The sequence below is a fragment of the Pseudomonas sp. MWU13-2862 genome (assembly GCF_023242495.1).
GTDB lineage: Bacteria > Pseudomonadota > Gammaproteobacteria > Pseudomonadales > Pseudomonadaceae > Aquipseudomonas > Aquipseudomonas gingeri_D.
In genome coordinates, this window is sequence record NZ_JALMEZ010000005.1 from 403,691 (window position 1) to 417,689 (window position 13,999).

The window sequence follows — 13,999 nt, forward strand, 5'->3', positions numbered from 1 at the left end:
ACATGATGATGGGTCGACGCGCCCCCTGCCTGGTCCTGCTGCTCAGCCTGAGCATCAGCGGCTGCATGGTCGGGCCGGATTACCAGAAACCGCCGATCGAACTGCCGCAGACCTTCAAGGAAGGCGCGCAGTGGCAGCGGGCGGCCGCCAATCCCCAGGGGGCGCTGGACAGCCAGTGGTGGCTGGATTATCACGATCCGGCCCTCAACGACCTGATGATCCGCGCGGCCAAGGCCAACCAGTCGATTGTCGCCGCCGAGGCGGCTTATCGCCTGGCGCAAGCGCAAGTCGCCTCCAGCCGGGCCGGGCTCTGGCCGACGGTGACCGCCGGACTGTCCGGTTCCCGCGGGGTGGGCAAGAGCGGCAGCAGCGGGGCAACCACGAGCACTTCGGGCGGTTCGGTCGAACAGAGTGTCAGCGCCACCCTCGGCGCCAGCTGGGAGCCGGACCTGTGGGGCCTGGTACGCCGTGGCATCGAGTCGAGCCAGGCCTCGGCCCAGTCCTCCGATGCCCTGTTGGCGGGAGTCCGGCTGTCCATCGGCGGTAGTGTCGCCAGCAACTATTTCGGCATCCGCCAACTGGATATCGATATCCGCTTGTTGAACGAACAACAACGGATCAATCAGCAACTGCTGGACATCACCCAGACCGAATACACCCAGGGCACCGCCTCCAACGACCAGTTGCTGGTGGCCCAGGACCAACTGACCACGGTAGTGGCGGCCCTGCAGACCTCGCAGCGTTCACGCGAGCAATTCGAGCATGCCCTGGCGGTGCTGGTGGGTGTGGCACCGGCGCAGTTCAGCCTGGCGCCGGTCGACAGCTTTGCCTTCAACCTGCCGGCAACCCCCCTGAGCCTGCCGTCGGGGCTGTTGCAACGGCGTCCGGACGTCGTCGCCGCCGAACGTTCAGTGGCCGCGGCCAATGGGAAAATCGGCGTTGCCGAGGCGGCGTTCTATCCCAATCTCGACCTCACGGCCCAGGTCGGCTACACGGGCAGAGCCCTGGGTGGCCTGTTCTCCTTGCCGAACCGGATCTGGAGCGTCGGCCCGGCGCTGGCCGAAACCCTGTTCGACGGCGGTGCGCGTTCGGCGGCGGTCAAGGAGGCCGAAGCCAGCTATGACGAGGAAGTCGCCAACTATCGCGGCACGGTGCTCAGCGCCTTGCAGAACGTCGAAGACAACCTCTCGGTACTCAATCACCTGCAGATCCAGGCCCAGGCCTACCAGCAGATCTACCAGCGCAACCAGCAATTGTTCGGCAGCCAGCAGGCCCAGCAGAAGGCCGGCACGGTCAGCCTGCAAGGCGTGTTGACCCAGCAACTGATCCTGTTGCAGACCGAGCAGAGTCTGCGTGACACCCAGGGCCAGTTGACCCAGGGCAGCGTCAGCTTGATCCAGAGCCTGGGCGGTGGTTGGCAAGGGGGCGATTTGACCGGTAAGTGAGGCGTCGTGGCCTGTCGGTTTGCCCAGGGGGAGGCCACTCCGACGACGGTGTCGGTGAATATTTTTTGCGGTGGGCGCTGGCTCGTTATAACAATCTGTTGCAAGGCGGTATCTTGTCGGTGTTTTCCAGCCGTTAAGATGCACACGCCGCAAGCGATTTCTTTTATTCAACGAGCCTGACCATGCCCTTTACCCAAGCAACCGGAGCATTGGCACCGCAGAGCGCCCTCGGTTATCAGGAGGCGATTTTCCCTCAGGTGTCTCGGTCTTTTGCCCTCACCATCCCGCAATTGCCGCCGCCGTTGAACACGGCCATGACCACCGCCTACCTGCTCTGTCGGATCGCCGATACCATCGAGGACGAGCCGACGCTGTCGATTACCGACAAGCAGCATTATGAAGCGGCGTACATCCGGGCAGTTCTCGGTGAGATCGATGCCCAGCCGTTCTGTGATGAGCTGGGCCCTTTGCTTTCCGAGGCCAGTTCGCCGGCGGAAAGAGCACTGTTGAGTCAGTTGCCACGGGTACTGGAAGTGCTGCGGACCCTTGACGAACCGCAGCAGGTGGCCATTGTGCGGTGCCTGCGGGTGATGTGCCTCGGCATGGGGGATTTCCAGCGGGTCGTTGGTTTGCAGGGGCTGGAGACCTTGTCCGAGCTCAAACGCTACTGTTACTGCGTTGCGGGCGTGGTGGGCGAAATGTTCACCGAATTGTTCGTCGACTTCGCGCCGGAACTGGTGGTTCATCAGGAGCGGATGGCGTCACTGGCCGTGTCGTTTGGCGAGGGGTTGCAATTGACCAATATCCTCAAGGACCAATGGGAAGACCGGCAGCGTGGCGTTTGTTGGCTGCCACGGGACCTGTTTGCACGACATGGCGTGTGCTTGTTGTCGTTGCACACGAGTACGCAACCTGGCTATGGGCCGGCGCTGACAGAACTGATCGGCATTGCCCACGCTCATCTGCGCCGAGCCTTGGACTACACGCTGCTGATTGCACCCGAGCGCGCCAGCTTGAGGTTTTTCTGCCTGCACTCCATTGGCCTGGCGATACTGACATTGCGTAACCTGCATCGACGTGCCGATTTTCATTCCGGGTCGCAGGTGAAAGTGCCCCGCGGCCTGGCAATGACAACCCTCGGCACTCTGCGCTCGCTGGGTGGAGACAACGCTGGCTTGCGGGGGCTGTTCGATCAGGCGACCCGTTCGTTACCGTTGACCCGTCTCTGAAGTGCCGCGCTGTTGAGGTAAGATGCCGGCAAAACAGGCCCGCCGTGTTCGATAAGGGTTCGTATGTCCTTGATTTTTTCTACCCGCAGGCTAGTGCCCCTCGGCCTGCTCTTGCTGTTCAGCGGCTGCCAGCCCGCACCGACAACGCCCCTCGACCAACAACTCTACATCTGGCAACGCCAATGGCGCCCGGCCCATGAGCAGGCGCTGGCCCGGAGCCGGGCTGACTTCTCGACCTTGCGGGTGCTGGCCCTGCAGGCCCAGCCCAAGGCCGGGTGGAGCAGGGCGCGGGTGGATCTGGCGCAACTCAAGGCCGATGGCCGGCCGGTGATCGCGGTGGTTCGCCTCGACGGCCAGCTTCCGGCCCTGGATCTGGACCTCGCGCGCACGCAAATCTCGACGCTGCTGGCCGATTGGCAGGCTGGCGGCGTGGCGCCCGCCGGGCTGGAAATCGACCATGACAGCGGTAGCGCACGCCTGCCGGGTTATACCGATTTCCTGGTCAAACTGCGCGGCCTGTTGCCTCCTTCATTGAAACTGAGCATCACCGCCTTGCCGGCCTGGCTCGACAGCCCGCAGTTACCGGCCTTGTTGCAGGCGGTCGACAGCAGCGTGTTGCAGGTGCATGCCGTGAGCAACCCGAGGCTCGGGCTGTTCAATCCTGGCCAAGCCAGGGACTGGGCCGAGCGCTGGGGGCGGGTCAGCGACAAGCCGTTTTACCTGGCGCTGCCGGCCTATGGCGTGGCCTTGTTGCCGGACGACCAGGGCGGGCCCGTGGTCGAAGGCGAAGTCGCGCTGAACCGTGGCGGCGAACGCCGCGAACTGTTGGCCGATCCGCAGCAACTGGCAACCCTGGCCCAACAACTGCGGACCACGCCGCCGGCGCATCTGGCCGGGCTGATCTGGTTTCGCCTGCCGCTGCCCGGTGATCGCCGCGCCTGGAGCCTGGCGACCCTGCGCGCGGTGGCCCGTGGCGAAGCGCTCTCAAGTCAATGGCAGGTTGAACTGTCGGCCCACGACGGCCTCTACGACATACGCCTGGCCAATGTCGGCAATCTCGACCGGCCGCTACCCGAGCGCGTGGTGCTCGACGCCGAGCAATGTGATGGTGTCGACGGCATCAATGGCTATACCTTGCAGCAAACCTCGAAGCAGCTCATTTTTACCCGCCAGTCCAGCGCGCGTATCGCCGCTGATGGCCAACGTGCGCTCGGCTGGGCGCGCTGTACCCGAATCGATCAAGGAGCGTGGAATGTCTACCCGTAACTGGCCTCGGCACCTGCTGTGCCTGTCCCTCAGTCTGCCGTTATCGGCATTGGCCTGCGGTCCGGACTTCCCCTTGCGTCTGCTGAATGATCGCGCCCAGTCCCTGGCCGATCTGCCGGAAACCAACTTCGCCTTCGAGGTCGACCGTCTCGGCGAAGCCGTTGCCGGCCTGAAACCGGCGACCGAGGCGACGCTGACGCCGTACTGGGACAGCGATGACAACAGCAAGCCCTATCGCGAGCAACGGGATAAGGTGGAAGCCAGCGAACTGCCGGAAAACCTGCGGGCCGAGGTGACGCGCTTGCGCGGCCTGCAAGATCCGCAGCAGGTCGAAACCCAGGGCGCCAGCCTGCCGGCCGAGTTGCGGCTGTATATCGCCGGTGCCGTGGCCTTCCAGGCCGGTGATGCGCAGCGGGCGGTGGAGTACTTCCGCCAGGTCCTGGCCTTGCCGGCCGACCAACGCAAGCTGCGCAGCACCTGGGCCGCGTATTCCCTCGGGCGGGCCTTGGTCGCCCTGAGTGTCCAGGCCGAGGCGGGTGTCGATACCCCGGCGGATAACGCCAGCGCTCCGGCCGCCACCAGCATTGAGCTGCAGGCCCAGGCCCGGCTCGCGTTCCAGCAGACCCGGGACCTGAGCGCCGGGGATTTCAGCGATCCGCTGGAGCTGGGGATTGCCAGTCTGGGTGAGGAAGCCAGGCTGGTCAGGCTCGACAATGACTGGAACCGCGCCATTGCGCTATACGCCAGCCAGAGCCGGCTGGGTTCCAACAGTGGCTACACCTCGCTCAAGCAGATCGCCGGCGAACTGGCGGGGTTGCCGGATGATGAGCTGCGTACCTTGCTCAAGGAGGAAAACGTCCAGGAGCTGTTGACCGCCTATGCGTTGAGCCGTGTTGGCGGGGCCTTCGATGAACAGCCGGAGCAGGACCTGCGACTGTCCAAGTTACTGCTGGCCAGTGCCGCCGGTAGTCTGGACAACGCTGATCGCCTGGCCGCGCTGAGCTACCAGAAGGGTGACTACGCGGGAGCCAAGGCCTTTGTCGAACACGCCGGAGACGGTGGTATGGCGTGGTGGGTGCGGGCCAAGCTGGCCCTGCGCGACGGCGACAAGGTCCAGGCCGCCAGCGCTTATGCCAAGGCGGCCAAGGCCTTTCCCAAGGATGAAGCCTGGGGCACGCGGCGGGCGCCGGACTGGAGCTTCGAGACCGTCCAGCCCGGCTGCCGGGTCGAGGGTGAAAGTGCGATCCTGGCACTGGACCGTGGCGACTACCTGCAAGCGTTCGACCAGCTCTACCGCAGCCAGGACATCTATTGGCAAGATGCCGCGACCGTGGCCGAGCGGGTGCTGACGACCGACGAGCTGAAAACCTATGTCGATGCCCATGTGCCTGCGGCGCCGGCGGCAAAGCCCGAGGACAAGGAGAATTACGTGCGCCGCCCGGTGGCTGCGCAACTGCGTGAATTGCTGGCCCGACGCCTGCTGCGCGAGGGGCGCTACGATGAGGCACCGAAGTACTTCGACAGCCCCGAATTACAGGCGACAGCGCGGGATTATGGCCGTGACCGCCAACAAGCGGTGTCGCGTTGGACCGCCACTGGGCGCGCCGAGTCGTTGTTTGCCGCGGCTACCATAGCGCGAAAGTCGGGTATGGAAATCCTCGGCTACGAGATGGCGCCGGATTACCGCACCCTGGACGGTTACTACGCCCTGGACACACCTGCGTTGCAACCGGCAGCGTTTCTCGAAACCGCGGAAATCCAGCGACAACAGGCCACCGTGGCCAAGCCCGACCGGCGTTATCACTATCGTTGGGTCGCGGCGGACCTGGCCAGCCAGGCCGCCGACCAGTTACCCCATAGCAGCCAGGCTTTCGCCGCCGTGCTGTGCAAGGCGGCGAGCTGGGTCGCCGGGAGCGACGAGGAAATCCAGTTCTACCAGCGTTATGTCGAGCAGGGTCCGTATGTGAGCTGGGCGACGAATTTCGGCCAGCAATGCCAGGAGCCGAACTTCGACCAGGCCAACAAGCGTTATCTGACCGAGCCGTTGAACGCCGCACGCTCGGCGTTGCGGCCTTACAAGGTGGCGCTGATCGCAGGCGTCCTGGCGCTATTGGCCGGGTTGGCGACACTGTGGGTACGTCGGCGTAAAGCGAAGCTTTGAGGCAAGGAGGGCCAGGGCGTGCTATTGCTTAGGGATGCATCGCCTTGAACCTTTCATGAAGGGGCGGCTCTGGAACTTCATGTATTGCCCACAGAACCAAGAGGTGACGATATGCCGGTCAAGCACGATTTGCTCGCGGACCTGAAGTTGAACAAAGAGGCGCTGGCGCAACACAGGAGCAAGGACCCCAGGCTCAACCAACTGCTTGATCAATACGACGATATCGACAAGGAAGTGCTGGCGGCCGAGTCGGCCCAGGCGGCGGATGATCCGTTGCGAACGCTGAAGGAACGGCGACTGAAAGTGAAGAACCAGATCGTCGAGCGTCTCCAGGCGCTTTGATCCCTGTGGGGGCTGGATTGCTGACGATAGCAATCCAGCATTTGCCCCCGAATTCCCTGACCCAATCGACAGTTTTGACATTTCATTTCCATATATTTCAATATTTTGTAGGCGCTTGTTACCGCTATATGTAAGGTTGTGGGTGAGGCCAGGGAGTGCCGCACCATCGGAGGACGGTACGCCTGGCCGTTTCCACCGAGCACCATAAAAACAGGGAGTTTCAATGTCCGTCTTGTTCCAGCCGCTGCTCCGGCACGCCGTGCCATCCCCGCGTTTTACCCGTCTTGCTTTATCCCTGCTGTTCGGCAGCCTGACGCTGCTGACCCATGGCGAAGCCCAGGCCCAATCGGCCCCTGTCGATGAGTCCGCCCAGGGCGAAGCACTGAGCCCCGATGCAGGACCTGCGGCGAAGCAGGGCGCCTACCTGTCCGACTGGTTCAACCAGGACCTGACCGTGATCGGCAGCAAGGACATCAGTTTCGGGCCTCGTCCGGCCGATGACGTCTACCTGGAATACGAATACTTCGGTCGTAAGGGCCCGTTCGAACTTTACGGCTATGTCGATATCCCGAAGGTCTTCGGCATTGGCAACAGCCATGACCAGGGCGCCTGGGACCACGGCTCGCCGGTGTTCATGGAGCACGAACCACGCATCTCCATCGACGCCCTCAGCGGCCGCAGCCTGGCGATCGGCCCGTTCAAGGAGTGGTATGTGGCCTTCGACTGGATCTACGATCACGGCAGCCGCACCGCCAACCGCGCCAATACCCTCTACAGCGGCCTGGGCACCGATATCGACACCCATTCGCGGGTCAATCTGTCGGCCAACTTCTACGGGCGCTACCAGTGGGAGAACTACGGCGCGAACAACGAGTATTCGTGGGACGGCTACCGCGCCCAGCTCAAGTACATCGTGCCCATCGACCACTTCGGCAATGGCGCGTCGCTGACCTATATCGGCTTTACCAACTTCGATTTCGGCTCCGACCTGCACAAGACCGATCCGGCGCGTACCGCCAATGCCACGGTGGCGACCAACGTGCTGCTGTATTCCTTTACACATTTGCGTTTTACCCTGGTGGGACGCTATTTCCACAACGGCGGCAACTGGCGCGACGGCAGTCAGCTGAATTTCGGCGACGACGATTTCCGCGCCCGTTCCAACGGCTGGGGTTATTACGCCGGCGTCGGCTACCAATTCTGAAACCCTCGTTAATAGGAGCGTTCATGCGTACTGTGACTCGTCACACCCTTATCGCTGGCCTGCTGCTCGGCAGCCTGGCCGGACAGCTGGCCTGGGCCGCACCGACGGCACCGATCAAGCCCAAGGTCATGTTGATCACCATGTTCGCGCCGGAAGCGCAGACCTGGATCGATCGCCTGGCCCTCAAGCATGAAATCCCGGTGCCGGGCCTCAGCGCCGAGTACCCGAACATTCGCTGCAATGACCAGGACACCTGCCTGCTGGTGACCGGCATGGGCCAGACCAACGCCGCCGCCTCGACCCTGGCCCTGGCGTTGTCGCCGCAGTTCGACCTGCGCCAGTCGTACTTCCTGATTGTCGGTATTGCCGGGATCAACCCCCATCAAGGCACCATCGGCACCGCGGCCTGGGCCCACTACCTGGTGGAGTTCGGCACCCAGTGGGAACTGGACGCGCGGGATGCGCCGAAAGACTGGCCCACCGGCTACATCGGCATCAACACCCGCGGGCCGAACGAGAAGCCGCCGCTGGACTACAAGACCGAAGTCTTCGAACTCAACCCCAAGCTGCAGGCCAAGGCGTTTGCCCTGTCGCATCAGGTGAGCTTGAGCGAGAGCAAGGAATCCGCGGCCTGGCGGGTCAAATACCCTTATGCGCCAGCCAACCAGCCGCCGGTCGTGACCCGCTGCGACACCCTGGCGGGCAACACCTGGTTCTCCGGGACACGCCTGAGTGAACGGGCCGAGGTCTGGACCCGCTTGCTGACGGACAACAAGGGCGTCTACTGCACCACCCAGCAGGAAGATAACTCCACCTACGAAGCCTTGCTCCGCGCGAGCAAGGCCGGGCGGGTGGATATCAATCGCCTGGCCGTGGTCCGTGCCGGTTCGGATTTCGACCGGCCGTATCCGGGCTACAGCGAAGTCGACAACCTGCTCAAGTATGCCGACCAGGGCGGTTTTGTCCCGGCCCTGGAAAACCTGTACCGCGCGGGTAACCCGTTGGTGCAGGCGATCCTCGGCAACTGGAAAGCCTGGGAGCAGGGCGTTCCCGAGAACTGAGTGATTCGGTGGGGCGCGCCGCCAGTGCTAAGCTGGGCGCCCACCGATCGCCCGGAGAACCCCGACCATGCTCAAACCCCTGGCCCTGGCCTTGTTGCTGGCCTGCACCGCGTCGACGGCACAGGCCGAACTGCTCGCCGATATGCCGTTGACCTACCAGGCCCAGGCCAATGCCGATACCCACGATCAGCCGTTGGTGATTTTCCTGCATGGTTACGGCAGCAACGAAGACGATCTGTTCGGCATCAAGGACGACCTGCCGGCCAACTACACCGTGCTGTCGGTGCGCGGCCGCCTGGAGCTGGACCTGGGCGCCTACCAGTGGTTCCACAAGAAGGTCGGGGAGGCCCAGTACGACGGCGACAGCGGCGACCTGCTGCAGAGCGCCGCGGCCATCACCGACTTTGTCACCCGGGTCACGGAGAAATACCACACCCAGCCCGACAAGGTGTTCCTGGTGGGTTTCAGCCAGGGCGCGATGATGACTTATGAGGTTGCGCTGCGGCATCCCGAGGTCCTGCGCGGTATCGCCTCCCTCAGCGGCCGGGTGTTGCCGGCGTTGCGTTCGGAACTCAAGGGCGGGGCGAAGTACTCTGGGTTGAAGGTCTTTATCGGTCACGGCACCGCCGATCCGCAGGTGCCTTATGCCGGGGCGACCGAGGCCCTGGGCGTGCTGAAGGGCCTGTCCATCGAGCCGCAGTTTCACTCCTATCCCGGCGTCGGCCACACCATCAGCGCCACGGAAGTCGAGGATCTGAAAAACTGGATCAGTGCTTCGTTGCAACACTGACCGGCCCGACGTTTTTCCAATTGCACTTGCGCGTTGCTCGGGGGTCAGATGTTTGACCTAACCGGGCCACTTGGGATAAACGATGAGCCAGGATGTCCTCGCGACCGAAACCAACCGCCGCCAGTTGCAGCAGATCATCGCCGGCCTGTCCGAAGGCGTGATCCTGATCGAGGTCGACCAGAGCATTCTCTGGGCCAACGATGCCGCACTGGCCATGCATGGCGTCAGCCAGCTCAGCGAACTGGGCGCCAATGCCGAGCAGTATCAGGAACGCTTCAACCTGCGTTATCGCAACAATCATCCCCTGAGCGCCGACCAATACCCCATCGTCCGGGTTGCCAATGGCGAGACCTTTGACGATGTGGTGGTCGAGATGAGTGTCCAGGCCGATGAGCAGACGCCCCTGTGCGTGCTGCGTATCAGCAGCATGATCCTGACCAATCGCGCCGGCGACCCCGAGTCCCTGGTGCTGATCATCAGCAACGCCACCGACTGGGCCAGTGCCGAACAGCGCTTCGAGAAAGCCTTCAGTGCCAACCCGGCACCGGCGGTGATCTGTCGGCTCAGCGACCTGCGCTACGTCAAGGTCAACCAGGGCTTCCTGGAGATGACCGGCTACAGCCGCGAACAGGTCATCGGTCGCTCGGTCTACGAACTGGATGTGCTCGAAAACGCCGAGCGCCGGGACCTGGCCATCCAGCGCCTGGGGGAGGGCGCCACCATTGCGCAGATGCAGGCGGAGATCAGGCTGGCGGACGGTGGCAGCAAACTGGTGATCGTCGCCGGCCAGCCCCTGGATATCCACGAGGACAACTGCATGCTGTTTTCCTTTATGGACCTGGAGCCGCGACGCAAGATCGAAATCGCCTTGCGCCAGAGCGAGGAGCGTTTTGCCAAGGCCTTTCGCCTGACACCGGTACCGACCCTGCTCTGCAGTGCGGACAACCAGCAACTGATGGACGCCAATGAAGCCTTCCTGAACATCACCGGTTATGCCGCCGAAGAATTGCTTGGGCACAGTGTCCAGGCCGTGGGGTTTATCGAGGATGGGGTGTTGTGCGAACGACTGTTCGTGGCCCTGGAAAAAACCGGCCGCCTGGAGGGCCTGGACCTCCGGATCCGCCAGAAAAACGGTGAGCCCATCGATTGCGTGCTGTCGGCCGACACCGTGCTGATCCAGGATGCGCCCTGTTACCTGCTGGTGCTGACCAATATCACCGAGCGCAAACGTTCGGAGCTGGAGCTGGTGACGGCCATCGAAGCGGTGATGCAGGACGCCTCCTGGTTCAGCCAGAAGCTGATCGAAAAGCTCGCCACGGTGAAAAGTGTCAGTGCGTCCAACCTGCCGGGCTTTTCCCTCGCCGACCTGACGCCGCGCGAACGCGATGTGCTGGGCCTGATCTGCGAGGGCCTGGCGGACAAGGAAATCGCCGCACGGCTCGAACTGGCCCTCAATACCGTACGCAATCACGTAGCCACGGTGTACTCCAAGCTCGACGTGCACAGCCGCAGCGAGGCGATTGTCTGGGCGCGCGAACGTGGCTTGTTTGTCACCAGGCGTTGAGGGTGCAAATGCACCAGTGCCACCAGTGCATATACGGGTGTAGAGCTTCCACGGTTTTTCTTAGCATGGTTGCCTGACGCGCGGGTGGGTCGCCCGCGTGACGAATAACCAGGTACGGGACTCACCGGTGTGCTCTCTCTAATGGAATTACGCAGCTTGCTCGAAAGCGGCTTTGCGCCCCTTGCCTGTGAATGCCTGCTGGGCGAAGCGTCGCTGAGTGTCAGGGTCTATGACCCCGAGAGCGGGCGGGTCGACCTGATGGTCACGGGCATAGCCCTGAACCTGTTGCACCGGCGCGAAGGGGCACTGCGGCTACTTGAGGAACTGCGCGAGGAACTTGAGTCCAATACGCTCAAGGTCGAGCGCGCTTCCGGCGCCCGCTAGCCGAGGTGTTACCGGATACTTTGCTTCACCTCTTTGGCGCGTCCCTGCGCGCTTTTGTAGCAGTCAGCCGTTACGCCACTCCCTCCTGAATGGCCCTGTTTCTGACAAAAGCCTATTCCTATCAAACCCTTGAATGCATTTTCAGGAAGCTGGCACGCGTTATGCTTTTTTGTATTCATGGATAATTGGATACAAAAAGACAAAGGTGCTTCCCATGCAATTCGCTCCCGCTTACGTTGACCGTCAGCCCCGGACCGCCGAGGAGGAGGCTTATACCTTTCTGCTGGAGGCTATCTGTGGCGGTCGTTACCGCAAAGGCGACCGGCTGATCGCCGAGGACATCGCCGGCGAGATCGGCATGAGCCGCATGCCGGTGCGCGAGGCCTTTCGTCGCCTGGACGCCCAGGGCCTGGTGACCCTGCGGCCCAATCGCGGGGCGATTGTCAGCGGCCTGGAGTTCGACGAGCTGCAGGAAGTCTTCGATATGCGCAGTGCCCTCGAAGGCCTGGCGATCCGCGTGGCCGTGCCGAAGATCGGCGAACGCCAGTTGGCGGCCCTGGAACGGATGCTCGACGAGATGGACGACTACCGCGACGAAAGCGCCGAGTGGGTCAGCCGGCATCGGGCCTTCCATGAATACCTGTGCAGCCTCAGCGGCCGGCCACGGCTGATGAAGCAGATATCGGCCCTCTATTCACTGATCGAGGCGCCGATGCGCCTGTGGTTGCAACACAGCGAAAAGCCCTTGAGCGCACGCCAGGAACACGCGGTGATCCTCGACGCGATTCGCGCGGGCAATGCCGCGCACGCCGAGGCCGTGGTGCGCCAGCACATCGAGGGCACGGTGCCGGCGCTGATCGATTTTCTGCAAACGAAAAAATAGAACCGGGCTCAAGCCCGGCTGTGTCTTGACTTTGAGAACTGCCCCGTTATCAACGAACAGGAGTGTCTGGTCATGCATAAACCTCGCGTGTTGTTTGCCGCTGTATCCTTGGTGCTGCTGGTGCAGGGGGCGGTCGCCGCGCCCCAGGTGCCGGAGCGTTTGCAGAAGGTCGCAAAACTGACCTATTGCTCGGGCATGGATTCACCCCCGCTGGTGTCGTTCGACGAGGCCCAGAAGCCCAGGGGCCTGACCGTCGACCTGGGTCTGGAAATTGCCAAACGGCTGGATAACAAGACGGTGCAATGGCGGGTCATTCCCTTCTCCGGGCTGCTGCCGGCGCTGCTGGCGCAACAATGCGACATGATCGTCGACCAACTGTTCGACAAGCCCGAACGGCGGGAAGTGATCGACATCGTCAACTACATGTATTCCAGCCAGTCGGTGGTGGTGCCCAAGGGCAATCCCAAGCACATCAAGGCCCTGGACGATCTCTCGGGGCACAAGGTGGCGGTGCTCAACGGCTCGACCATCAAGACCCTGCTCGACGCCGAAAACGACACCCTGGCCAAGGCCGGCAAGACGCCGATGAAGCTGGTGGTCTACAACACCGACACCGATGCCTTCCAGGCCCTGCGTATCAGCCAGGTCGACGCCTACGGCACCACCGTGGAAACCGCCGGTTACTACGCCGCCATGGCCCCCGATCTGTTCGAAGAGGGCGTGCCGGCCTTCAGCCGGATTCTCACTGGCCTGGGGATTCGCAAGGACGATCCGCAACTGGGCAAGGCCGTGCAGCAGATCGTCACTGATATGCGCAGTGATGGCAGCTATGCCCAACTGCTGGGCAAATGGCATGTCGCCAGCGACACACTCGACTGAGGCGGGCGCCCGATGAACTTCAATTGGCAAGTGTTCTGGCAGTACCTGTTGCAGCCCAGCGGGGTCTACCTCACCGGGCTCTGGCTGACCTGCCTGATCAGCGTGCTGGCGATGTCGCTGGGCTGTGTACTCGGGCTGGCCGCGGCATTGCTGCGGCTGTCACGCAATCCCTTGCTGCACCTGCCGGTACGTTTCTACGTGTGGCTGATGCGCGGCACGCCGTTGCTGGTGCAGATCGTCTTTCTCTACACCGCGCTGGCGGCCGGCGGGATCTTCCGTTTCGAGGACGTGGAACTGTTCGGCCTGGTGATACCGGGCAATATCCAGGCGGCGATCATCGCCCTGGGCCTGAACGAAGGCGCCTATATGGCCGAGATCATCCGCGCCGGGATCGGTGCGGTGGACAAGGGCCAGTACGAGGCCGGACGTTCGCTGGGCATGACCTTCGGCAAACTGATGCGGCGCATCGTCCTGCCCCAGGCCTTCCGGGTGATCGTGCCGGCGCTGGGCAACGAGTTCAACGTGATGCTCAAGAACACCACGCTGGTCAGTGTGATCGGGGTGCAGGAGTTGTTGCTGAGTACACAGATGGTGACCTCGGCGACCTTCCGGGTGTTCGAACTGTACCTGGTGGTGGCGATCTATTTCCTGTTGCTCACTACACTGTGGGGCTTCTTCCAGCGCTGGCTCGAAGCACGCTTCGGTCAGTCGGACCGGCCGTCGTCACCGCCGCCGGCCTCCAGCCGGATGTTTGGTCGCAGTGCCTTTAAACTGCTGAGGGGGCGTTGAAC

Annotated in this window: 13 protein-coding genes; all 13 read left to right on the top strand. The window is 62.9% G+C overall.

Features of this window, described 5'->3' with window-relative positions; all coding sequences use genetic code 11:
* The first annotated feature begins 2 nt into the window (after positions 1-2).
* Positions 3-1,445, top strand: coding sequence for an efflux transporter outer membrane subunit (locus tag M5C56_RS12120; RefSeq protein WP_247263117.1), 1,443 nt, complete (start codon positions 3-5; stop codon positions 1,443-1,445).
* A 182-nt stretch (positions 1,446-1,627) separates the two neighbouring features.
* On the top strand, positions 1,628-2,674 hold the full coding sequence (locus M5C56_RS12125) for a phytoene/squalene synthase family protein (protein WP_103497475.1): 1,047 nt from the start codon (positions 1,628-1,630) through the stop codon (positions 2,672-2,674).
* A gap of 63 nt (positions 2,675-2,737) precedes the next feature.
* A complete protein-coding gene (locus M5C56_RS12130) occupies positions 2,738-3,940 on the top strand; it encodes a DUF3142 domain-containing protein (RefSeq protein ID WP_103497474.1) in 1,203 nt (400 codons plus the stop codon).
* Positions 3,927-6,101 carry a hypothetical protein gene (locus M5C56_RS12135; RefSeq protein ID WP_103497473.1) on the top strand — a complete coding sequence of 725 codons (2,175 nt, stop codon included), beginning with the start codon at positions 3,927-3,929 and terminating at the stop codon, positions 6,099-6,101. The genes M5C56_RS12130 and M5C56_RS12135 overlap by 14 nt, the downstream gene beginning before the upstream one ends.
* Positions 6,102-6,212: 111 nt before the next feature.
* Complete coding sequence (locus M5C56_RS12140; RefSeq protein WP_103497472.1) at positions 6,213-6,443, top strand: hypothetical protein; 231 nt, start codon at positions 6,213-6,215, stop codon at positions 6,441-6,443.
* A 223-nt stretch (positions 6,444-6,666) separates the two neighbouring features.
* Entirely contained in the window at positions 6,667-7,647 is a 981-nt protein-coding gene (locus M5C56_RS12145) for a nucleoside-specific channel-forming protein Tsx (protein WP_103497471.1), read from the top strand.
* Between the two features lie 23 nt (positions 7,648-7,670).
* Entirely contained in the window at positions 7,671-8,708 is a 1,038-nt protein-coding gene (locus M5C56_RS12150) for a purine nucleoside permease (protein WP_103497470.1), read from the top strand.
* Positions 8,709-8,775: 67 nt separating this feature from the next.
* Entirely contained in the window at positions 8,776-9,498 is a 723-nt protein-coding gene (locus tag M5C56_RS12155; protein ID WP_103497469.1) for a dienelactone hydrolase family protein, read from the top strand.
* Positions 9,499-9,580: 82 nt separating this feature from the next.
* On the top strand, positions 9,581-11,062 hold the full coding sequence (locus M5C56_RS12160) for a helix-turn-helix transcriptional regulator (protein ID WP_103497468.1): 1,482 nt from the start codon (positions 9,581-9,583) through the stop codon (positions 11,060-11,062).
* A gap of 141 nt (positions 11,063-11,203) precedes the next feature.
* Complete coding sequence (locus tag M5C56_RS12165; protein WP_103497467.1) at positions 11,204-11,446, top strand: DUF1652 domain-containing protein; 243 nt, start codon at positions 11,204-11,206, stop codon at positions 11,444-11,446.
* Positions 11,447-11,660: 214 nt separating this feature from the next.
* Positions 11,661-12,329: a GntR family transcriptional regulator gene (locus tag M5C56_RS12170; protein ID WP_103497466.1), complete on the top strand. Its 669-nt coding sequence runs from the start codon at positions 11,661-11,663 to the stop codon at positions 12,327-12,329.
* 72 nt (positions 12,330-12,401) lie between these two features.
* On the top strand, positions 12,402-13,208 hold the full coding sequence (locus tag M5C56_RS12175) for an ABC transporter substrate-binding protein (RefSeq protein ID WP_103497465.1): 807 nt from the start codon (positions 12,402-12,404) through the stop codon (positions 13,206-13,208).
* Between the two features lie 12 nt (positions 13,209-13,220).
* Complete coding sequence (locus M5C56_RS12180) at positions 13,221-13,997, top strand: amino acid ABC transporter permease (protein WP_103497464.1); 777 nt, start codon at positions 13,221-13,223, stop codon at positions 13,995-13,997.
* Positions 13,998-13,999: the final 2 nt, after the last annotated feature.